Below are 19,783 nucleotides of genomic sequence, written 5' to 3'. Positions count from 1 at the left end.
GACCGATGTTAGGAAAATTAAGCTGGTCGGACATTCCGATCGATGTGCCTATCCTTGTTGGTACCTTTGCCGGTGCCGCGATCGCCGGTCTGGCGGTGCTTGGGCTCATCACCTATTACGGCAAGTGGGGCTATCTCTGGAAAGAGTGGCTGACCTCGGTCGACCATAAGCGTCTGGGCGTGATGTATATCGTGCTGGCGCTGGTTGCCCTGTTCCGTGGCTTCGCGGACGCCATCATGATGCGCTCGCAGCTCGCGCTGGCCTATGCCGGCAACCCGGGCTACCTGCCACCGCATCACTACGACCAGATCTTCTCGGCTCACGGCACCATCATGATCTTCTTCATGGCGATGGCGTTCATGACCGGGTTGATGAACGTGATCGTGCCGCTGCAGATCGGCGCGCGCGACGTGGCCTTCCCCTTCCTGAACTCGCTCAGCTTCTGGATGACGACGATCAGCTTCGTGCTGATTAACATTTCGCTGTTCATCGGTGAGTTCTCGCAGTGCGGCTGGCTGGCGTATCCGCCCCTGTCCGAGCAGCAGTTCAGTCCGGGTGTCGGTGTCGATTACTATATCTGGGCGGTTCAGCTTTCGGGCGTCGGCACATTGCTGACCGGTGTGAACTTCTTCACCACCATCGTGAAGATGCGTGCCCCGGGCATGACGTTCATGAAGATGCCGGTGTTCACCTGGACCATCTTCTGCACCAGCGTGCTGATCATGCTGTCCTTCCCGATCCTGACCGTGGCCCTGGGCCTGCTCGGCCTGGACCGTTACCTGGGCATGCACTTCTTCACCAATGACGGTGGCGGCAACCAGATGCTCTATCTGAGCGTCATCTGGGGCTGGGGGCATCCGGAAGTCTACATTCTGGTTCTGCCGGCGTTCGGCGCGTTCTCGGAAATCACGCAGACCTTCTCGCGCAAGCCGCTGTTCGGCTACAACACCATGGTCTATGCGACCTGTTCGATCATGGTCCTGTCGATGCTCGTGTGGCTGCATCACTTCTTCACCATGGGTGCCGGCGCCAACGTCAATGCATTCTTCGGAATCATGACGATGATCATCGCGATCCCGACGGGCGTGAAGATCTTCAACTGGCTGTTCACCATGTATAAGGGCCGCGTCGAGTTCCACGCGACCATGTACTGGGTGATCGGCTTCATGATCACCTTCACTATCGGTGGCATGACCGGCGTCATGCTGGCCATCCCGGCTGCCGACTTCGTGCTGCACAACTCGCTGTTCGTTATCGCCCACTTCCACAACGTCATCATCGGTGGTGTGTATTTCGGCTATGTCGCAGCGATGAACTTCTGGTTCCCCAAGGCCTTCGGCTTCAAGCTGAACGAAGCGTGGGGCAAGCGGGCGTTCTGGCTGTGGTTCGTTGGCTTCTACTTCGCGTTCATGCCGCTCTATGTCCTGGGCTTCGAGGGCATGACCCGTCGTATGAACCATTATGACAATCCGGAATGGTATCCGTGGCTGCTGGTTGCCGAAGCCGGCGCCGTGATGATCGCCCTGGGCATCGTCTGCCAGCTGACGCAGCTCTATGTCTCGATCCGTGACCGCAACCTGGCCGAAAACCGCGATCTGACGGGCGATCCGTGGAATGCGCGCACGCTGGAATGGTCGACCTCCTCGCCCCCGCCGTTCTACAACTTCGCGGTTGTTCCGGTGGTGCATGACCTGGATGCGTTCGCCCACGACAAGGAGGCCGGCATCGATACCCGTGCCGCCGGCTCGAACTACCAGCCGATCCATATGCCGAAGAACACCGCCGCGGGCTTCTTCGTCGGCATGTTCAGCCTGATCCTCGGCTTCGCCGCGGTCTGGTGGATCTGGTGGCTGGCGGCCGTTGGCCTGATCGGTGTCATCGCGACCGTGATCGCACGGAGCAGCAACAACGATGTCGACTATTATGTGCCGGCGTCCGAGGTTGCCCGTATCGAGAACGAGCATACCCGTAACCTTCTGGCGGCACAGGCGGCGGAATAATGGCGCACGATATCACTGCTGATGCGGCCCATGCCCACGAGGAACACCACGAATCTCCCGTGGTGTTCGGGTTCTGGCTGTATCTGATGACCGACTGCATCATCTTCGGGACGCTGTTCGCGGTGTTCGCTGTGATGCGCAACCAGTTTGCCGGTGGTCCCACCGGCAAGGATATCTTCGATCTGAACGGGGTCGGGATCGAGACGGCGCTGCTGCTGCTGAGCTCGATCACCTACGGTTTCGGGATGATCAGCGCGCACCAGAACAAGCTGGGCGCGCTGCGGGGCTGGCTCGGGGTGACCTTCATCCTAGGCCTGGGCTTCCTGTTCATGGAGCTCCGCGAGTTCTCGCACATGGTTGCGGAAGGCAACGGACCGGATCGCAGCGCGTTCCTGTCGGCCTTCTTCACCTTGGTCGGGACCCATGGTCTGCACGTGACCTGCGGCCTGCTGTGGATGGCGGTTCTGATCGTCCAGACGGGTGGGAAGACCGTCCTGTCCGAGCGCATGACGAACAAGCTGACCTGCCTCAGCCTGTTCTGGCACTTTCTGGATATCGTCTGGATCTGTGTCTTCACCTTTGTCTATCTGATGAGTGTGATCTGATGGCTGACGCGCATACGGACCATTCGGGAGCGAGCCACGGAAGTGTAGGGTCTTACCTTACCGGGTTCGTCATCTCTGTCCTGCTGACGGTTGCCGCCTTCGGTGTCGTGATGGCACACAGTTTCTCGCCCTCCGGGACGATTGCTGCCATTGCGATCCTGGCTGCGGTGCAGATCGTGGTTCATCTGGTGTTCTTCCTGCATATGAACACGTCGTCGGAGCAGCGCTGGAATGTGATGGCGTTTGTCTTCACCGTCCTGACGGTCTTTGTCCTGATCGTCGGCACGCTGTTCATCATGCATGACACCTCGATCAACATGATGTCGCGCTGATATCCGCCATCCCGGGTGCCGCAAGGCACCCGGACCGGCTGGATGCCAGACATGAAAAAGGCCGGTGAGGTTTCCCTCACCGGCCTTTTTCATGTCCGTGCCGGAAGTGTTGGATTCAGCTCGAACGAGGCCAAGTGGGTGGCGGCGCGAGCGAATCTGGGGTTGCCCGCTGAGAAGCGGTTGCATGCTGGCCGCACGGATAAACGGCGGACCAATCCGGTCCGGCAAACTTCGCTGCCGCCATCATCTATGAGGTTCTCGCATCACAAAGGATCAGAACCGATGCCGCTCGTCATTTCTTACACGATTTAGTGATTATTCTTTTTTGTATGACTCTCTGTTTGAGTGCACGTTAATAACGCAATTTTGCCCCATTTTTGCCTTCTTTACAAAATGAAACAAAGATGCATAATCGCTATTTGGGAATGATTTCTTTCGAATGCCGGCATTCCCGGATGCGATGAGAGAGATATATATGAAAAATTCAAGAATTTTGGTTTCTTGTGCTTTGGTTGCGCCATTGGTCCTGTCCGCGTGCGCGACGCCTGGTGACGAGAACAGAGCCGACACTTACAATGCTGCTCAAGTCAACCAACGGCAGTTGGCTCATGTGATCAATATTCTTGCTGTAATGCCTGCCCGGGTCCAGGTCAGCAATGCGCAAAACCAACGTACTGCGCAGATCGTGGGGGGACTATTGGGCGCCGGTCTTGGTGCCGGCCTCGGCGCGGGTGTAGCGCATTCGACCACAGCTGGGGTGCTGGGCGGCCTCGGTGGCGGTGGTGTCGGCGCGGCCGCCGGGTCTCTCGTTCCCGGGCAGATTCTGGTCGATGGCGTTTCGATTACCTATCAGGACGGCAATCAGACCTTCAGCTCCGCTCAAGTCGGACGTTTGTGTGAATACGTGCCGGGCAAGGCTGTCATGATTCAAGGGAGCCCAACCGAAACTCGCGTTCAGCCCAACCATGAGTGCCCTCCGCCGCAGAAATCATGATCTGAGGAAATGTAATGAAACGGGTTGCCTTACTCGCGTTTCTTGCCTTGCCGTGTTCCGTTTTCGCGCAGAGCCTTACCGACCAGATTAATGCGGTTTCCGCCGCACAGGATCAAAATGAGGCGGCGGCACGTCAGGCATGGGCAGCGCAGCAGGCGGAATTGCGGCACCAGGAGCAGGCCCAGGCCGCTAGGGCTCAGCAGGCTCGGCGTCAAGCTGAAGCCGTCGCGGCTGCTCGGCGCGCCAAGTTGGAGGCGCGTGAGGCCAAGGATGAGGCCTACGCGGACAAACTGCGGGAACTGGACCTCCAGAGCCGGGAACTGGATCTTCAGGCGAAAAAGACGGATGTCTCTCGTGAGAACGACATCATCGACAGCACGCTGAAGCAGAAGGACGCCGCGGCTGATCTGACGCGATCCCAGGCTGATGCGAACAGGAATGTTTCGCAGGGTGCGAAGGTGCTGATGGAGAAAAACGGCGCCAAAGCCGAATTGGAGGGTCAGGCTGCCGTGAAGAAGGAATCGGGCTGGTTCCATTAGCCCATGATCCGATGCACCCGGGTTTGTGGGCGTCGCTCTATTTTGCAGTTCTGATTAACATTCAACCCGTTCAGGTGGGATTATCTGAACGGGCTTTTTATTCGCATCCGAGATCGTACAATGTGTCGGTCTTGTCGATCATAGTGACGAGGCCCAGAGGTCGGGCCATCGCATTCCACGGCCGCACGCAGCGAGAGACAAGAATAATCGCGAGTACCGCCTGCTGATATGCAGCATGGGGCAGTGGGTGGATGCATCGGTCGAGTTGGTCGTGAGCAGGAACAGTAGCTGCATCTTGAGGCAAATTCGCTCTTCATCGCACGGGATGTCGCCGAAAAGCTGAATCTGCCTCGCAGTACCGTCTGATCTCTACCGGTCAGAGACCATAATCCTGGATATCAGTCCTTGTGCGGCTCCGGCGACAGCAGGTCCTTCTTGCCGGGCTTATCCTTCCATTCCTCGGCGTCGGCGGGGGGAGTGCCCTTGCGCGTGATGTTGGGCCATTTGGCGGAATAGCTGGCATTGATCTCGGCCCAGGCGGCAGCGCGGTCGTCGCTGTCGGGAACGATGGCTTCAGCCGGGCATTCCGGTTCGCACACGCCGCAATCGATGCACTCGTCGGGATTGATGACCAGGAAGTTCTCGCCGGCATAGAAGCAATCGACCGGGCACACCTCGACACAGTCCATGAACTTGCAGCGAATGCAGTTTTCGGTGACCACGTAGGTCATCGTTCATCTCCGATTATCTGTAGCTGCGATGACGTCGATCGACGACATCATCAGCCTTGGGGCCTGCGAGGTGCCGCCAACGGGAGCCTCGCCTATGATGGGCGTTGGTATGAAAGTCTTTTGAAGCCATGGCAAGTCAAAGACGCCATGCCGGCCTGTCGGGGCGCGGCGATGGTCAGTCCACGGGCGACAGGGCCCGCTCCGGCACGATCTCGTAGAGCAGGCGGGCCACCGTTGCCGGGCCGCGCCGCTGTGCCAGCGACACGATCCGCAGCACCATCACGCCGTCGCCGGTCGGGGGCGGCAAGGTCAGGATATCGCCCGGGCGCACCAGCGCATGGGCCTTTTCGGTCCGCTGCCGGTTGATCCGCACCAGACCGGCCTGGGCCATGCGGGCGCAGTCGGGCCGGCTGCGGGCAAAGCGCGCGCACCATAGCCAGCTATCGAGCCTCTGTGTCACGGCTTCATCCGGGGCGATGCGCTCGCGGCTCATCGGCGTGGGGATTTCAGCACGGCCAGTGCCGCGAACGGGCCCTCCGGGACGGCATGCGCAGCCCGAGGGGAGATGGGGCGGGTGGGTTTTGCTGCCTGGCCCTTCGCCTTTCCGGACGGGCGAGGTGGACCGTCATGGGGGGCGGGAGCCGTCCGGTGCCGTTGGCGGCGTCGTGCATCCTGCGTCACCGCCAGCATGGCCGGGGCGGCCGGGCCGTATTCGCTGGCGCCCAGCGGGCGGGCGGCGCGGACGGGAATATCCAGGGCCTTGAGGATGGCCGCCACCATTTCCGGCCGGACACCCAGGCGCGACGGCAATCCGTCGGGCAGGGGCACCGGGCCGTTGCGGGCCCGCCAGCGCAGTTCGCCGGACAGTTTCTCGGCAATATCGAGGCGCAGGCGCACCGGGCCGGCGGCGATCCATCCTAGCTGCGCCAGGATGCCGTCATGCGGGCCGTCGGCGGGGACCGAGACCGCGCCGGGGGGCGGAAGGTCGGGCAGTTTTCGCCCGGTGCGCGCGGCCAGCAGGATCGCCCGCAGGCGCATGGCATGGGGCCGCAGCAGGGCGGGCATCAGCACCGCATGCCGGCCGATGCGCACGCCCAAATCCTTGAGGCGGGCACGGAGGGCAGGGGGCACGGACAGGCTGTCGGCCACAACGCCGCCCTGTTCTTCCAGCCGGTGCAGGATGCCGCGCAACGTCGGGTCCGCCTCCACGGCGGCGCGGGCGGCGAACAGGGGGGCCATCGCCTCGCGCACCTGGCGGTCCAGCCATTGTGCCAGGTGGGCCCGGATGCGTTCCTTCTGCGCGCCGTCGAGAAAGGAATTGTCCATGACGTCGATGCGCGGCCGGAGCAGATGGTCGCCGCCGCGCAGGCGCGCGACCATGCCGCCATCCCATTCGACGAAGCGTCCATCGGCCGAAAACGCGAAGGCGTCGTCCGGCGCCTGCGTGAGCGCCTGGACGCGTCGGGGGATCTCGGTCCGCAGGGCGCGGCGGGCGGCGCGCAGCAGCAGGCGCTGGTCGGGCAGGGCGGAGGCGGAATCCGCCACCAGGTCCAGGCCCGCCACCCGTCCCACCGGATGGCCTTCCACCACGACCTCGCCCTGGGCGGTGACGGCGGAGAGCAGATCTTCCTCGGCGGATTCGTCCAGGCGGCGGATCAGGGAGGCGGCGCGGCGATCGACGAAGCGTGCGGTCAGCCGCTCGTGCAGCGCGTCCGACAACTGGTCCTCGACCGCGCGGGTGCGTTCCTGCCAGTGGGGGGCGTTGCGCACCCAGTCCCGGCGGGCGGCGATATAGGCACAGACGCGGATGCCCGAGAGGCGGTGCATGAGGGAATCGATATCGCCGTCGATCCGGGTGAAGCCCCCGATCTGCGCCTCCATCCAGGATTCGGGCACATGCTGGTCGCGCATGACATGGGTGAAGATCCGCGCGCAGAGCCTGGTGTGGCTCTCGTCGCCCAGCTTGCGGAAATCGGGGATCTGGCAGGCCTCCCACAACAGCCGGGTGGCGCGTGACGAGCGGACGAGGTTGCGGATGTCCGGCACTGCCGCCAGGCTGCTGAGGGTCAGCACGTCGGTCGCCTCGTTGCCGGCGGTCAGTCCCACCAAGGGCGGGGGGCGGCTCAGGCTGGCCAGCAGGGCCTCGGGATTGGAGAAATCCAGATCGCTGTTGCGCCAGAACAGGCGCTCGATCGGATCGAAACGGTGGGTTTCGACCGCCTCGACCACCTCCTCCGACAAAGGGGGGCAGGTGCCGGCGGTGCCGAAGGTACCGTCGCGCATGCCGCGTCCGGCCCGGCCGGCGATCTGGGCGATTTCGGCGGGGAAGAGCCGCCGGGCCCGCATGCCGTCGAATTTCGACAGGCCGGCGAAGGCGACATGGTTGACGTCCATGTTCAGGCCCATGCCGATGGCGTCGGTCGCGACCAGGTAATCGACCTCGCGTTCCTGATACAGCGCGACCTGGGCGTTGCGGGTGCGCGGGGAGAGCTGCCCCATGACGACGGCGCATCCTCCGCGCCGGCGCCGGATCAGCTCGGCGATCGCATAGACTTCGGTTGCCGAGAAGGCGACGATCGCGGAGCGGGGGGGCAGGCGTGTCAGCTTGCAGGCACCCAGATGCGTGAGGCTGGAGAGGCGGGGGCGGGTGTCGATTTCGATCCCCGGCACCAGACGGCGCAGCAGCGGGCGGATTGTTTCCGCCCCCAGGAACATGGTTTCCACCATGCCGCGCGCATGCAGCAGCCGGTCGGTAAAGATATGGCCCCGGTCGGGATCGGCGCAGAGCTGGATTTCGTCGACTGCGACGAATTCCGCGCGCTGGTCCAAAGGCATGGCCTCGACGGTGCAGGAGAACCAGCGGGCGTTTGGTGGGACGATCTTTTCCTCGCCCGTGATCAGCGCGACCGCGCCGGCGCCTTTCGCGGCGACCATGCGCTCGTAATTCTCGCGGGCCAGCAGGCGCAGGGGGAAGCCGATGATGCCGCTGGAATGGGCCAGCAGGCGCTCGATGGCCAGGTGGGTCTTGCCCGTATTGGTCGGGCCGAGGACGGCCCTGATTCTCCTGGCATTCGCAGGATGGAGAGCGTGTCGCGCGGCACTGGGGGACCCGGCCCCCGGGGATGCACCCATCATGGTGCCATGCTCAGATGACCCCGGGCGGATTGCAAGCAAAACCCGCGTCACGATTGTAGAATAAGGTACTGACCGGTTGCGTTGCCCGCGGGCAGGACGCACGCTGGCGGTGTTCGGATCGCGGAGGCCGCTGATGTCCATTGAAGAATTCCCCTGCCTGTTGCCGTCCACACGGGGGCGAGGCAGTGGCGTCCGTGTGATCCACGCGATCACCCAGGCCGATCTCGGGACCCTGGTGGAACGAGTCGGTGAGTCGGGTGCTGCCTTCCTTCGCGAGTCGGGTTTTCGGGGGCAGATCGGGGAACTGGGGCTGGTGCCGGGCAAGGATGGTGTGGCCGCGGCGGTGCTGGGCGTACGGGCGGGGGCCGACCCGTTTCAGTTCGGCACGCTGGCGGGCAGCCTGCCGGCGGGGGCGTGGAAGATCGTGCTGCCTGATGGCATTGCCCCGGACACGGCGGTCCTGGGATTCTGCCTCGGGGCCTATCGCATGCCCGCGTTCGGCCGTGCGGCCTCGCCAGGCCGGGACATTGCGCGCCTGGTCGTGCCGGCGGGTGGTGCGGCGGGGGCGGAGGTCGCGCATGCGATTCGGCTGGGGCGGGACCTGATCAACGCGCCCCCCAACCTGATGGGGCCGGCCGAACTGGCCGATGCCGCCTGCGGCATGCTGGAGCCGCTGGGCGCACGGCTGGAGATCGTGAAGGGGCGGAAGCTGGCGCGGGTCTATCCGACCGTGGCCCATGTCGGGGCCGGGTCGGCGCGCGCCCCGAAAGTGGTCGTCGCCCGCTGGGAGGGCAGCCGGGCCGGCCCGAAGGCACCGTTGCTGTCACTGGTCGGCAAGGGCGTGTGCTTCGACACCGGCGGCTATGACATCAAGCCGGCGGCGGGGATGCTGCGCATGAAGAAGGACATGGGCGGGGCTGCCGTCATGCTGGCCCTGGCCCGGCTGGTGATGGTGCGGGACCTGCCCATCCGCCTGGAGCTTCGCCTGGGATGCGTCGAAAACAGCATCTCGGGCACCGCCATGCGCCCGTCGGATGTCGTGGTCACGCGATCCGGGCAGACGGTGGAGATCGGCAATACGGATGCGGAAGGCCGGCTGGTGCTGTGCGACCTGCTGACCGAGGCCGGCGATGCCGACCCGGATCTGCTGATCGACGCCGCCACCCTGACGGGCGCGGCCCGGGTGGCGCTGGGGCCCGACCTGCCGGCGCTGTTCAGCAATGACGATCGGGTCGCGCAGGCGATCCTGGAGGCCGGAGAGGGGTGCGGCGATCCGCTGTGGCGCCTGCCGCTATGGGATGATTATGCCTCGTGGCTGCGGAGTCCGGTGGCCGATATGAACAATGTGTCGGCAAAACCCATGGCCGGATCGCTTACGGCGGCTCTCTTTTTAAAAAAATTCATCAAAACAGGCGTGCGCTGGGCACATATCGATCTGTATGCATGGAACGATCATTACCGTTCCGGCCGGCCGGAAGGAGGGGAAATCCCGGTTTTGCGGGCTGTGTACGCAGCTTTGTTGCCGATCCTTCATGTAAGGGACAAATCGCAATCGTGAAATAATGACAAGGATCGAACTATTCCCGTTCCCTGGGCTTATATCTGCCGCATTCTGAAACTATATACGGTTCTGGAATGACCGTCGGCCCTGAGCGGGAACGCTGGCGGCAAAACTTTTTGGGGGCGTTGCCGACCTCCTCGGGAAAGGCTTTTTCACTATGGCTCAGAACTCATCGACCACCGACCAGTTGGTCAACACGCTGCGCGACACCGTCGTTGCGATGGTGCGCCGGGACGGGCCCGATCTGTCGGCCCGCCAGCTTGGCGTCTTCCTCACCTGCTATCTCGAGGAAGGGGCGCATACTGTCCGTGGCCTCGCGGCGGCGCTGAACGTGTCCAAGCCCGCCATCACCCGTGCGCTCGACCGGCTCGGCGAACTGGATCTGGCCCGCCGCAAGGTGGACCCGATGGATCGCCGTTCGGTGCTGGTGCAGCGCACGCTGAAGGGCTCGGCCTATCTGCGCGAACTGCGCTCGATCATGGGTGAGGCCGCTGGCGTGCCGGCGACCGGGCGCACGGCCAAGATCGTGCGCGAAGAGCGCGCGCCGCGCCGCGCCGCCGGCTGAATTCGCCGGGACGGCTGCCCGTCCGGGCAGCCGTCATTTCCATTCTGGAAGACGACAGACCGATCGGACGAGCGGGCCGATAGCCAGGCGTGACCGATGGTCCGCCCATGGCGTGCCTGCGCGCGCCCATAGGGTGCCGATTCCCCATGCACGTCGATTCAGCCGATCGGGACAGACCGAAGGAGAAAGATCATGCATATGGCATCGCGTATCGTTGCCGTGGCCGCTCTCGCCGTTCCGTTTCTGACGACGTCCCTTTCTGGCCCGGTGACTGCCCGTGCCGCCGACGAACTGGGTACGCCTGTCGGGCGTATCCGGCTGGTTGCCAAATCCGCCGATGTCGGCATTGGCTGGACGTGGGGCACGGGAACGCTGACCTACGGCCACCATACCTATCATTTCACCATCAAGGGCGGGTCGATCGCCGCGGTCGGATATTCGAAGGTCGAAGGCACCGGCACCGTCTATAACCTGAAGCACCTGCACGATTTCGACGGTACCTACGTGGCCGGCAATGGCGAGGCTACGCTGGGCAGCGGTGTGGGTGGCAGCCTGCTGCATAACGGCAATGGCGTGACGATCAAGATCGACACGATCTCGCAGGGTGCGCGGCTGGCGGGCGCCGCCCAGGGGCTGGAACTGACGCTGACCCGCTGACGGGTCTGCCGCAGCCGATCCGGGTCATCGTTCAGGCGGTGCGGGTCGGCTGCTTCATGCGTCGTTCGACGAAGGCGCTCCAGAGCAGTTGCGGCAGCAGGACGGCCATCAGGCCTGCCGCCACCCCCATGATGCCGTGAAGCACGGCGTATGCCGCCATTCCTCCCCACAGGACGAATGACCAGTGGACAAGGGTGACGGCAACCGGCGAGAGGCCGCTCTGCGTTGCACGCTGGTAGAGATGTTCGCGATGGCCTTCCATCAGGCGGGCACCGTTCCGCCAGCGGCGGACAAGCGTATACAGGACATCGTAGATCAATCCGCCCAGCAGCATGGGAACCACGTACCATGCGGTCATGCCCGGGTGGCTTGCGCAGGTCAGCGCGAACGCGCCCACCAGCAGCCCGCAGGGCTGGCTGCCGACATCGCCCATGAAGATGCGGGCCGATGGGAAATTGAACGGCAGGAAGCCTGCCAGCGCCGCCGCCAGCAGAAGGGCCATGGTCCCGAGGGGCGTGCCTGTCGCCAGGGCACCGAGGACGAGGCAGGCCAGCATGACGGACCCCGATACCAGCCCGTTCAGCCCGTCCATGAAGTTGACCGCATTGGTCGTGAAAACCAGGGCCGAGACCGCCAGGACCCACCAGGCTGGAAAGGCCAGGGGCGTGGGCAGGATGGCGGGAAGGCCTGGGGGAATCGGCAATGTCATGGCCACCATGACAGCCGCCGCGATCTGCGCCCCCAGTTTGACGAGGGGGGACCATTGATAGACATCGTCCAGCCAGGAAATCGCGCCCAGCAGGAGTGTCGCGGCCAGCAGGGCGGCGACGGGCAGGTCCAGCGGCGTCATGCCATGGAGCACGCGCCCGACGGGCACCGCCAATATGAATGCCCCCACGATGCCGATGCCCCCGCCCTTGGGCGTGGGCCTTGTGTGGGAACTGCGATGTCCCGGATGGTCCATGACGCCCAGGCGGATCGTCGCCGCGACGGCGAGGCCGGCGGTGATCCAGGTGGCGAACAGCAGGAACGGGAAGAGGGCGATCACGACCGGCTGCCGCGATGTTTTGTCGTCATGGCTCCTTCTAGCATGGAATGGGCTGGGCTATATGGTTGGGATAATGGCTTCGCAACGTCCTGACCCCGACGAGCCCGCCGACTGGCGGCGTCCGGTCAACCGAATCGCCGTCAACGTGATGCTGGATGGAGGGCTTGCCGCGCTCTCGGCTCCGCTGGCCCGCTGGCTGGCCGACCCTGGTGGCGGCCTGCTGCATCCGCTGTGGTTCATCGCGGGTGGCGCGATCACGCTGGTGCTCAGCAGCCTGCCATTCCGCGTCCAGCAGCAATATTGGCGTTTTTCCGGGGTGGATGACCTGCTGGGGATCGCCGGGGCGTCGGCGGCGAGCGCCCTCCTGTTCTCGCTGGGCCTCTATGCCACCGGCTTTCCGATTCCCACCCCGGCCTTTCCGTTCATCCATGCCCTGGTGCTGCTGGTGTCGCTGGGCGGGTTGCGGATCGTCTACCGCCTGTCCTGCCGGCATGCGACGCGGCGGTATCCGTCCTGCCAGGTGGTGCTGATCGGGTCCGATCAGTCCGCCGACCTGTTCATCCGCGCCATCGAGCGCGCGCCGCATGCGGCGTTCCGGGTTGCGGGCATCATGACCGGGGGGCGGCGGCAGACGGGGCGCAGAATCCATGGCGTGCCCATTCTGGGCCATGTGCGGACCATGGACGATATCCTGGACCGCGCCCGTGGCGGGAGGGACTGGCCCGACCTGCTGATTGTGACCGATGCCGAATTCCGGGGTGAGGAACTGGCGCGGGTCCTGACATCGGCCGAGCAGCGGGGCCTGTCCGTCCAGCGGGCGCCGGACCTGACCGAACTGACCCCGGCCGCGCGCCTGGAACTGCGGCCGATCGCGATCGAGGACCTGCTGAACCGGCCGCAGGTGGACCTGGACCGGGAGGGGATGGCGGCCCTGCTGGGCGGGCGCACGATCCTGGTGACGGGGGCCGGGGGATCGATCGGGTCGGAACTGGCCCGGCAGATCGCGGGATATGCGCCCGGGCATCTGCTGTTGCTGGATCATGGGGAGTTTGCCCTGTGGCAGATCGACCTCGAACTGTCCGAGCGGGCGCCTGCCATCCGGCGCGAGGCGATCCTGGCCGATATCCGTGATCGCGACCGGATGGAGGAGATCTGTGCCCTCTATCGGCCGGAACTGGTCTTTCACGCCGCGGCCCTGAAGCATGTGCCGATGGTGGAAGCCAATCCGTGCGAGGGCGTGCTGACCAACGTGATCGGAACCCGCGTGGTGGCCGATGCGGCGGCGCGCAACGGGGCGCTTGCCCTGGTCATGGTCTCGACCGACAAGGCGGTGAACCCGTCCAGCCTGATGGGGGCGTCCAAGCGCGCGGCCGAGATGTATTGCCAGGCGCTGGATGTCGAGGCCCGAAGCGGGGGCGGCAATGCCATGCGCTGCGTGACCGTGCGATTCGGCAATGTGCTGGGGTCGACGGGATCGGTCGTGCCGCTGTTTCGCCGCCAGTTGGAGCGGGGCGGTCCGCTGACCGTGACCCATCCGGATATGCAGCGTTATTTCATGACGGTGTCCGAGGCCGTGGGGCTGGTCCTGCAGGCCAGCGTGCGCGGCACGATCCGCGACCAGGCCGGAAGCGGGACGGACACGCTGCTGCGCAATGGCGGGATTTTCGTGCTGGACATGGGCAAGCCGGTCAAGATCGTCGATCTGGCGCGGCAGATGATCCGTCTGGCCGGGCTGCGTCCGCAGATCGACGTGCCGATCCATTTCACCGGCCTGCGTCCCGGCGAAAAACTGTTCGAGGAATTGTTCCATGGGCGCGAGGCCCCGGCCGCAACCGACCATCCGGGCCTGCGCATGGCGACGCCGCGCATCGTGGACCGTCATGCGGTGGGGCAGGTCATCGACCGGCTGGCGGCGACCTGCCACAGTGGCGATGCGTCCTCGGTCCTTGCGCTGATCAAGGGTCTCGTTCCCGAATTCGCCCATAACCCGACAGGCGATCTGCACGATACGATGGCGGAACCGACATCGGAACCGACCGACGCCGAAAGGACGATACATCCATGACTGCCCCGTTTTCCGACAGCCTTGCGCCCATCGCGTTTCTCGACCTGCCGGCGCAGCAGGCGCGGCTGGGCGATGCGATCCGGCGGCGAATCGACACGGTATTGGCCCATTGCCGATTCGTGATGGGGCCGGAAGTGGCGGAACTGGAGCAAGCCCTGGCGGCCTATGCCGGCGCGGGCGAATGCGTCGGCGTGTCGTCCGGCACCGATGCGATCCAGATCGTGATGATGGCCGAGGGTATCGGGCCGGGGGATGCCGTCTTCCTGCCGGCCTTTACCTATACGGCGACGGCGGAGGTGCCGCTGTTGCTGAATGCGACGCCGGTGTTCGTCGATGTCGATCCCCGCACCTTCCAGATCGACCCGGCCAGTCTGGAACAGCGGATTGCGCAAGTGCGCGCCGCCGGGCGGTTGCGCCCGCGGGCGATCGTGGGGGTCGATCTGTTCGGCCAGCCGGCGCCCTGGCCCGAATTGCGGGCGATCGCGGAGCGCGAGGGGCTGTTCCTGATGGATGATTGCGCCCAGTCGTTCGGCGGGGCGCTGTCGGGCCGCAAGCTGGGGCGCGAGGCCACGGCGACGACCCTGTCCTTCTTTCCATCCAAGCCGCTGGGCGGCTATGGCGATGGCGGTGCGATCCTGACCGACGACCCGGAGCGGGCGGAGCTGTACCGCTCGCTGCGCACCCATGGCGAAGGCAAGACGCGGTACGAAGTGCTGCGTACGGGCATGAACGGGCGGCTCGATACAATCCAGGCGGCGATCCTGCTGGCGAAGCTGGAAGGGTTCGACGACGAGTTGGCGCGGCGCGAGGCGATCGCGCGGGCCTATGATCTGGGCCTGGAGGGGGCCGTCGTCACGCCGGCACGGGTGGCGGACGCGCAGAGCGCGTGGGCGGTCTATGCCGTGCTGGCCGAAAGCGAGGCCGCCCGCGCGGCCTTGCAGGATCGGCTGAAGGCGTATGGCGTGCCCTCGGCCATCTATTATCCGCGCCCGCTCCACCTTCAGCCCGCATATCAGGGCCACCATGATGGAACGGCGTTGCCTGTTGCCGAAGATCTGGCTTGCCGTATTCTCGCCCTGCCCATTCACCCCGAACTGACGGATGCGGAAGTCGCGCGCATTGTCGCGGCTGTTCGCGGATAAACGAGAAAGACATTGGCATGAGACGGGAAACAGCGCTGCTTCTGGGATTCCTGGGGGTCACGGTCGGGACAACGGCCGTGCTGTGGTCCTTCGCGATGCCGAATTTCAAGCCGCTGACAATCCCCGAGATGAGTTCGGGGGTGATCAGCGTGGGGCCGATGCGCCAGCAGCGTGCGCTGTCGGCGGCGGAGATCCATACGCTCAATGACTGGCTGCAACATCATCGCGCCGTGTGGGGGCCGCTGGGACAGACGCCGCCTTCGTCGGGCGATGCCACCATCACCCTGACGGCAAACCGGCCGGCTGGACCGGACGGCAAGCCCGTCCCCTACAGCATGACGCTGTGGACCGGCATCAGCGCCGCCGACTGGAACGATACGGTGTTCCTGGAGGATCGGCCGGGTGCCGTGATCCGCGTTCATCAGTTCTCCGAAGGCGATTTCGCGCCGCTGCGCCAGCTTGTGGACCAGCATCCCTATGAGCGGACCGCCTTTCCGTGATTGCCGTCCCGGCGCAAGCGACGGCGCTGATCTTCGATTGCGACGGTACGCTGGTCGATACGTTGCCGCTCTATCTGCGGGCGTGGCTGGCCGCCCTGCAGTCGGAGGCGGCGCATGAGGTGGCGCCGGAATGGTTTCATGGCCGGGGTGGGCTGTCGGAACACATGGTGCTGGACCTGATGGAGGCGGAGCTGGGGCGGCCGCTGGATCGGGCCGCCATTGTCCGTGCCGCCCGGCGGAATGTGCTGTCGGCCATGGCCGACCTGCGGGAAATCGCCGTGGTGGCGGACCTGGCCCGCCGGTATCGGGGCACGCTGCCGATGGCGGTGGCGTCCAGCGGATCGCGCGAGATCGTGCGTGCGTCGCTGACCCGTACGGGATTGCTGGACCTGTTCGATACGGTCGTGACGATCGACGATGTGGCGCGCCCCAAGCCGGCTCCCGACCTGTTTCTGGAGGCCGCGCGCCGGCTCGGCGCCGCGCCCGATGGCTGCCTGGTGCTGGAGGATAGCGCCGAGGGGCTGGCGGCGGCCGGTCATGCCGGCATGCAGGGGGTGGATATCCGCCCGTATATCCGGCCCGCTACCGACCAGATGTGAATCTGCCGACCGGGTTCAGACCCGGTCGGACTCGTCGAGCGGCGGGCTGGCGCGGTCCATCACGGCCAGCAGGGCCGCCGTCAGCGGCGAGGCCAGGATCAGCCCCGGCAGGCCGAGAATGGTGCCGAACACGGTCTGCGACAGGATGGTCACGCCGGGCGGCATCTGCACCGCGTGGCGCTGGATCAGCGGCGCCATGACGTTGCCCTCGAAGAACTGGATGGCGGTATAGAGCCCCAGCACCATCAGCCCCTCGCGCGTGCCGACCGACAGGCCCAGCAGGATGGCGGGGATCGCGCCGATGAACGCGCCGATATAGGGGATGAAATTCGCCAGGCCGGCGACGACGCCCAGCGCCAGCGCCAGCGGCACGCCGATGAACCACAGGCCAAGCGCGGACAGCAGGCCGACGACGAACATGTCCAGCGCCTGGCCGGTGGTCCAGGCCCATAATGTGCGCCCTGCCACCAGCAGCAATTCCCGCGCCGTCGGGCGGTGTGTCGTGGGGAACAGGCGCAGCAGGCCGTTGACATACAGCGCGGGAGACAGGGCGAAATACAGGCCGGCGATCAGGATCACCGCCAGCGTGCCGACGGCGCCGAACGCCGAGGAGAGGACGCCGGTCATCGACCCGGCGATGCGTGACCCCATGCCTTCGCCGCCGCTGCCGCCGGTCTGGGTGCCGCCCAGCGCCTGCGGCAGATAGTCCAGCAGCGTGCGCCCGAACTCGCTGGTGCCCAGTTGCGCCCGCACGGCATAGGCCTGCGTGGTCAGTGCCACGCGCAGGCGTGTCGCCTGTTCGGCGATTGTGGGGCCGCTGCTCCAGATCAGGCCGGCGAAGGCGGATAGCAGGATCACGACGACCAGGGTGAGCGCCAGCCAGTAGGGCAACCTGATCCATCGCTGGGCCAGCAGCGCCAGGTTGTGAAGGATGACCGCCAGCAATGTCGCGGCGAAGACGACCATCAGCACGGGACCGAGCAGCCAGATCGACAGGATCACGGCTGTCAGCAGGATCGTCTTCTGGAGCAGGGCGTGGATCTTGGCCAGTTGGATGGCACGCGGATCGGTGGGAGGCGTTTCGTGCCGGGGTTCGCGCTTCTCGGTCGAGGCGGCTGGCTTGGAGTCGGTCACGGCGGTGGGGGGCATGGCGTTTCCGCTTTGTGGTCGGCAGGAGGATTGGTTCGCATATCCGTCCGCGCGCGTCGATGCCGGCGGAGGCCGCAAGGGCGCGCGCCTACGGAGTAGAAGGCATAGTGGCAACGTTCCCGTGAATGAAAGGATACCAGGGGGATGCCACCCCGGAGAAACGGGACCGGACGGCCCGGTCGGGCATTTGGTGTCCGATCAGTCCTGGGCGGAGGCTTCCTCGATCGCGGCCTCGGCCAGCAGCCATTCTTCCTCGGCCGCCGCTTCTTCGCGCCCGATGGCGGCGAGGCGGGTGTTGATCGCCGTCACGTCCTCCGCGCTGCCGGTGGCGTAGAGCGCCGGGTCGGCCAGGCGGGTTTCCAGCCGGGCGCGTTCCGCCGTCAGCTTGCCGATACGTGCTTCGGCGTCGCGCGCCTTTTTCCGCAGGGGGGCTACGGCCTTGCGGGCTTCGGCGCGGTCGCGACGGTCTTCGCGCTTCGGTGCGGTGGGAGTCGTTGCCGGCCGGCTGGCCGCGCGGGCGCGTTCGGACAGCCAGACGCGATATTCGGCCATGTCGCCGTCGAAGGGGCGGACGGTGCCGTCGCCCACCAGCCACAACCGGTCGGCCACCAGTTCGACCAGATGCGGATCGTGGCTGATCAGCAGCACCGCGCCTTCGAATTCGGCCAGGGCGCGGATCAGCGCCTCGCGCGCGTCCAGGTCCAGATGGTTGGTCGGTTCGTCCAGGATCAGCAGATGAGGGGCGTCCCGGGTGGCCAGCGCCAGCAGCAGCCGGGCCTTTTCGCCGCCTGACAGGTCGCGGGTCACGGTGTCCGCGCGGTCGGCATCCAGTCCGAAACGGGCAAGCTGGGCGCGTACGGCCGTGGGCGGGGCCTTGGGCATGGCGCGGGCCATGTGGGCGACGGGTGTTTCGTCGGGCACCAGTTCCTCGGCCTGGTGCTGGGCGAAATAACCGACCCGCAGGCGCGGATTGTGGTTGGCCGTTCCCGACAGCGGCGCCAGGCGGCCGGCGATCAGCTTGGCGAAGGTCGATTTGCCGTTGCCGTTCGCCCCCAGCAGGGCGATCCGGTCTTCCATGTCCAGCCGCAGCGACAGGTTCGAGAGGATCGGTTTGCCGTCATAGCCCACCGACACGCGGTCCAGCGTCAGCATCGGCGGCGGCAGGGGAGTGGGTTCGGGGAAGGCGAAGCGGGTGGGCGTATCCTCGACCACCGCTTCGATCACCGGCAGTTTTTCCAGCGCCTTCACGCGGGCCTGGGCCTGCCGGGCCTTGGTGGCCTTGGCGCGGAAGCGGTCGACGAAGGATTGCATGTGGGCGCGCTGGGCGGCGATCCGCTCGGCGGCGCGGGCCTGTTGCAGGGCCTGCTCGGTGCGGATGCGGACGAACTCGTCATAGCCGCCGGGGGTCAGCGACAGGCGGCGCTGGTCGAGATGGGCGATGGCGTCGACAGAGCGGTCCAGCAATCCGCGATCGTGGCTGACGATCAGCGCCGCGCCGGAGAAGCGGGCCAGCCAGCTTTCCAGCCAGATGGTGGCTTCCAGATCCAGATGGTTGGTCGGTTCGTCCAGCAGCAGCAGGTCGGGGTTGAGGAACAGGGCGGTGGCCAGCGCCACGCGCATCCGCCAGCCACCCGAGAAATCCGAGACCGGACGGGCCTGGGCGGCGGCGTCGAACCCCAGCCCCGACAGGATGGTGGCGGCGCGTGAAGGCGCGCTGTCGGCGCCGATGGCGCGCAGGCGCTCGTGAATGTCGGCCAGTCGCGCCGGGTCGGTCGTCCGTTCGGATTCGGCCAGCAGGGTCGTACGTTCGAGGTCGCCGGCCAGCACGGTGTCCAGCAGGTTGGCGTCGCCGGAGGGGGCTTCCTGCCGGATGCGGGCCATGCGGGCGCGCGAGGACAGGGTGATGGTGCCGCCATCGGGTGCGATGTCGCCGGCGATGGCGGCCAGCAGGGTGGATTTGCCGGCGCCGTTGCGCCCGACCAGGCCGATCTTGCGCCCCGGATCGACGCTCAGCGACGCTCCGTCCAGCAGGGTGCGCCCCGCGATGCGAAGGGTCAGGTCGGAGATGACGAGCAGACTCACGGGGGCAGGCTCCGGAAATTTGGCGGCTTGCCCGGCGAGGCGGGCAGGATTCGTGATGCTGTACCTACCAGTCCTGCCC

At 65.7% G+C, this 19,783-nt stretch carries 19 protein-coding genes; 13 read left to right on the top strand and 6 right to left on the bottom strand.

All coding sequences use genetic code 11. The annotated features are described in order from the left end of the window. Positions 1-5 precede the first annotated feature (5 nt). The 6 genes from cyoB (at position 6) to HLH36_RS05290 (ending at position 4,470) form a co-directional block, all read left to right on the top strand. Positions 6-2,000, top strand: coding sequence for a cytochrome o ubiquinol oxidase subunit I (gene cyoB, locus HLH36_RS05315; protein WP_182985429.1), 1,995 nt, complete (start codon positions 6-8; stop codon positions 1,998-2,000). Further along, positions 2,000-2,605, top strand: a complete 606-nt coding sequence (gene cyoC / locus HLH36_RS05310; RefSeq protein WP_182965623.1) for a cytochrome o ubiquinol oxidase subunit III — start codon at positions 2,000-2,002, stop codon at positions 2,603-2,605. Before cyoB ends, cyoC begins: the two co-directional genes overlap by 1 nt. Then, on the top strand, positions 2,605-2,937 hold the full coding sequence (gene cyoD / locus HLH36_RS05305) for a cytochrome o ubiquinol oxidase subunit IV (RefSeq protein WP_182985428.1): 333 nt from the start codon (positions 2,605-2,607) through the stop codon (positions 2,935-2,937). Before cyoC ends, cyoD begins: the two co-directional genes overlap by 1 nt. A gap of 51 nt (positions 2,938-2,988) precedes the next feature. Further along, on the top strand, positions 2,989-3,249 hold the full coding sequence (locus HLH36_RS05300) for a hypothetical protein (protein WP_182985427.1): 261 nt from the start codon (positions 2,989-2,991) through the stop codon (positions 3,247-3,249). Positions 3,250-3,376: 127 nt separating this feature from the next. Continuing rightward, a complete protein-coding gene (locus HLH36_RS05295) occupies positions 3,377-3,931 on the top strand; it encodes a hypothetical protein (protein ID WP_182985426.1) in 555 nt (184 codons plus the stop codon). A gap of 14 nt (positions 3,932-3,945) precedes the next feature. After that, positions 3,946-4,470, top strand: a complete 525-nt coding sequence (locus tag HLH36_RS05290) for a DUF5384 family protein (protein WP_182985425.1) — start codon at positions 3,946-3,948, stop codon at positions 4,468-4,470. A 398-nt stretch (positions 4,471-4,868) separates the two neighbouring features. Here the strand turns inward: HLH36_RS05290 and fdxA are convergent, their stop codons facing one another. The 3 genes from fdxA to HLH36_RS05275 all read right to left on the bottom strand — a co-directional run bounded on the left by fdxA (position 4,869) and on the right by HLH36_RS05275 (position 8,336). Further along, positions 4,869-5,201 carry a ferredoxin FdxA gene (gene fdxA / locus HLH36_RS05285; RefSeq protein WP_182985424.1) on the bottom strand — a complete coding sequence of 111 codons (333 nt, stop codon included), beginning with the start codon at positions 5,199-5,201 and terminating at the stop codon, positions 4,869-4,871. 175 nt (positions 5,202-5,376) lie between these two features. Next, entirely contained in the window at positions 5,377-5,694 is a 318-nt protein-coding gene (locus HLH36_RS05280; RefSeq protein ID WP_182985423.1) for an RNA-binding S4 domain-containing protein, read from the bottom strand. Further along, positions 5,691-8,336, bottom strand: a complete 2,646-nt coding sequence (locus tag HLH36_RS05275; protein WP_182985422.1) for a helicase-related protein — start codon at positions 8,334-8,336, stop codon at positions 5,691-5,693. The genes HLH36_RS05280 and HLH36_RS05275 overlap by 4 nt, the downstream gene beginning before the upstream one ends. Before the next feature lie 133 nt (positions 8,337-8,469). On the opposite strand from HLH36_RS05275, the gene HLH36_RS05270 reads away from it, so the two are divergent. The 3 genes from HLH36_RS05270 to HLH36_RS05260 all read left to right on the top strand — a co-directional run bounded on the left by HLH36_RS05270 (position 8,470) and on the right by HLH36_RS05260 (position 11,119). Beyond that, a complete protein-coding gene (locus tag HLH36_RS05270) occupies positions 8,470-9,894 on the top strand; it encodes a leucyl aminopeptidase family protein (RefSeq protein ID WP_182985421.1) in 1,425 nt (474 codons plus the stop codon). A 160-nt stretch (positions 9,895-10,054) separates the two neighbouring features. Continuing rightward, positions 10,055-10,462, top strand: coding sequence for a MarR family transcriptional regulator (locus HLH36_RS05265; protein WP_182985420.1), 408 nt, complete (start codon positions 10,055-10,057; stop codon positions 10,460-10,462). 198 nt (positions 10,463-10,660) lie between these two features. After that, positions 10,661-11,119: a hypothetical protein gene (locus HLH36_RS05260; RefSeq protein WP_408871853.1), complete on the top strand. Its 459-nt coding sequence runs from the start codon at positions 10,661-10,663 to the stop codon at positions 11,117-11,119. Between the two features lie 31 nt (positions 11,120-11,150). Here HLH36_RS05260 and HLH36_RS05255 read toward each other — a convergent pair whose 3' ends face one another. After that, positions 11,151-12,167, bottom strand: a complete 1,017-nt coding sequence (locus tag HLH36_RS05255) for a glycosyltransferase family 4 protein (protein ID WP_338030396.1) — start codon at positions 12,165-12,167, stop codon at positions 11,151-11,153. Between the two features lie 73 nt (positions 12,168-12,240). Between HLH36_RS05255 and HLH36_RS05250 the strand changes: the two genes are divergently transcribed. From HLH36_RS05250 to HLH36_RS05235, 4 genes are read left to right on the top strand one after another with little or no spacing between them, the layout of a single operon-like run. Beyond that, positions 12,241-14,232 carry a polysaccharide biosynthesis protein gene (locus tag HLH36_RS05250; protein ID WP_246376493.1) on the top strand — a complete coding sequence of 664 codons (1,992 nt, stop codon included), beginning with the start codon at positions 12,241-12,243 and terminating at the stop codon, positions 14,230-14,232. Then, the gene (locus HLH36_RS05245; RefSeq protein WP_182985417.1) at positions 14,229-15,374 is read left to right on the top strand and encodes a DegT/DnrJ/EryC1/StrS family aminotransferase; all 1,146 of its coding nucleotides are present in this window, start codon (positions 14,229-14,231) and stop codon (positions 15,372-15,374) included. Before HLH36_RS05250 ends, HLH36_RS05245 begins: the two co-directional genes overlap by 4 nt. Positions 15,375-15,391: 17 nt before the next feature. Continuing rightward, positions 15,392-15,874, top strand: coding sequence for a hypothetical protein (locus tag HLH36_RS05240; protein ID WP_182985416.1), 483 nt, complete (start codon positions 15,392-15,394; stop codon positions 15,872-15,874). Next, a complete protein-coding gene (locus HLH36_RS05235) occupies positions 15,871-16,473 on the top strand; it encodes an HAD-IA family hydrolase (RefSeq protein WP_182985415.1) in 603 nt (200 codons plus the stop codon). The genes HLH36_RS05240 and HLH36_RS05235 overlap by 4 nt, the downstream gene beginning before the upstream one ends. Before the next feature lie 15 nt (positions 16,474-16,488). On the opposite strand, the gene HLH36_RS05230 is transcribed toward HLH36_RS05235, so the two are convergent. Both HLH36_RS05230 and HLH36_RS05225 read right to left on the bottom strand, forming a co-directional pair. Continuing rightward, the gene (locus HLH36_RS05230) at positions 16,489-17,622 is read right to left on the bottom strand and encodes an AI-2E family transporter (RefSeq protein ID WP_182985414.1); all 1,134 of its coding nucleotides are present in this window, start codon (positions 17,620-17,622) and stop codon (positions 16,489-16,491) included. Between the two features lie 198 nt (positions 17,623-17,820). Beyond that, entirely contained in the window at positions 17,821-19,704 is a 1,884-nt protein-coding gene (locus HLH36_RS05225) for an ATP-binding cassette domain-containing protein (RefSeq protein WP_182985413.1), read from the bottom strand. Positions 19,705-19,783: the final 79 nt, after the last annotated feature.

The organism is Gluconacetobacter aggeris (genome assembly GCF_014174395.1).
In the GTDB taxonomy this organism is placed as follows: domain Bacteria; phylum Pseudomonadota; class Alphaproteobacteria; order Acetobacterales; family Acetobacteraceae; genus Gluconacetobacter; species Gluconacetobacter aggeris.
The sequence above is the reverse complement of the archived record's forward strand: the minus strand, read 5'-3'. Positions and strand labels throughout refer to the sequence as shown.

What these genes read in the sequence shown, in the direction of transcription:
- HLH36_RS05260 (WP_408871853.1), top strand. Translation starts at nt 10,661, where the DNA reads ATGGCATCGCGTATCGTTGCCGTGGCCGCTCTCGCCGTTCCGTTTCTG.
- fdxA (WP_182985424.1), bottom strand. Translation starts at nt 5,201, where the DNA reads ATGACCTACGTGGTCACCGAAAACTGCATTCGCTGCAAGTTCATGGAC.
- HLH36_RS05265 (WP_182985420.1), top strand. Translation starts at nt 10,055, where the DNA reads ATGGCTCAGAACTCATCGACCACCGACCAGTTGGTCAACACGCTGCGC.
- HLH36_RS05280 (WP_182985423.1), bottom strand. Translation starts at nt 5,694, where the DNA reads ATGAGCCGCGAGCGCATCGCCCCGGATGAAGCCGTGACACAGAGGCTC.
- HLH36_RS05240 (WP_182985416.1), top strand. Translation starts at nt 15,392, where the DNA reads ATGAGACGGGAAACAGCGCTGCTTCTGGGATTCCTGGGGGTCACGGTC.
- HLH36_RS05300 (WP_182985427.1), top strand. Translation starts at nt 2,989, where the DNA reads ATGAAAAAGGCCGGTGAGGTTTCCCTCACCGGCCTTTTTCATGTCCGT.
- HLH36_RS05295 (WP_182985426.1), top strand. Translation starts at nt 3,377, where the DNA reads ATGCCGGCATTCCCGGATGCGATGAGAGAGATATATATGAAAAATTCA.
- HLH36_RS05275 (WP_182985422.1), bottom strand. Translation starts at nt 8,336, where the DNA reads ATGATGGGTGCATCCCCGGGGGCCGGGTCCCCCAGTGCCGCGCGACAC.
- HLH36_RS05245 (WP_182985417.1), top strand. Translation starts at nt 14,229, where the DNA reads ATGACTGCCCCGTTTTCCGACAGCCTTGCGCCCATCGCGTTTCTCGAC.
- cyoB (WP_182985429.1), top strand. Translation starts at nt 6, where the DNA reads ATGTTAGGAAAATTAAGCTGGTCGGACATTCCGATCGATGTGCCTATC.
- HLH36_RS05250 (WP_246376493.1), top strand. Translation starts at nt 12,241, where the DNA reads ATGGCTTCGCAACGTCCTGACCCCGACGAGCCCGCCGACTGGCGGCGT.
- HLH36_RS05230 (WP_182985414.1), bottom strand. Translation starts at nt 17,622, where the DNA reads ATGCCCCCCACCGCCGTGACCGACTCCAAGCCAGCCGCCTCGACCGAG.
- HLH36_RS05290 (WP_182985425.1), top strand. Translation starts at nt 3,946, where the DNA reads ATGAAACGGGTTGCCTTACTCGCGTTTCTTGCCTTGCCGTGTTCCGTT.
- cyoD (WP_182985428.1), top strand. Translation starts at nt 2,605, where the DNA reads ATGGCTGACGCGCATACGGACCATTCGGGAGCGAGCCACGGAAGTGTA.
- HLH36_RS05270 (WP_182985421.1), top strand. Translation starts at nt 8,470, where the DNA reads ATGTCCATTGAAGAATTCCCCTGCCTGTTGCCGTCCACACGGGGGCGA.
- cyoC (WP_182965623.1), top strand. Translation starts at nt 2,000, where the DNA reads ATGGCGCACGATATCACTGCTGATGCGGCCCATGCCCACGAGGAACAC.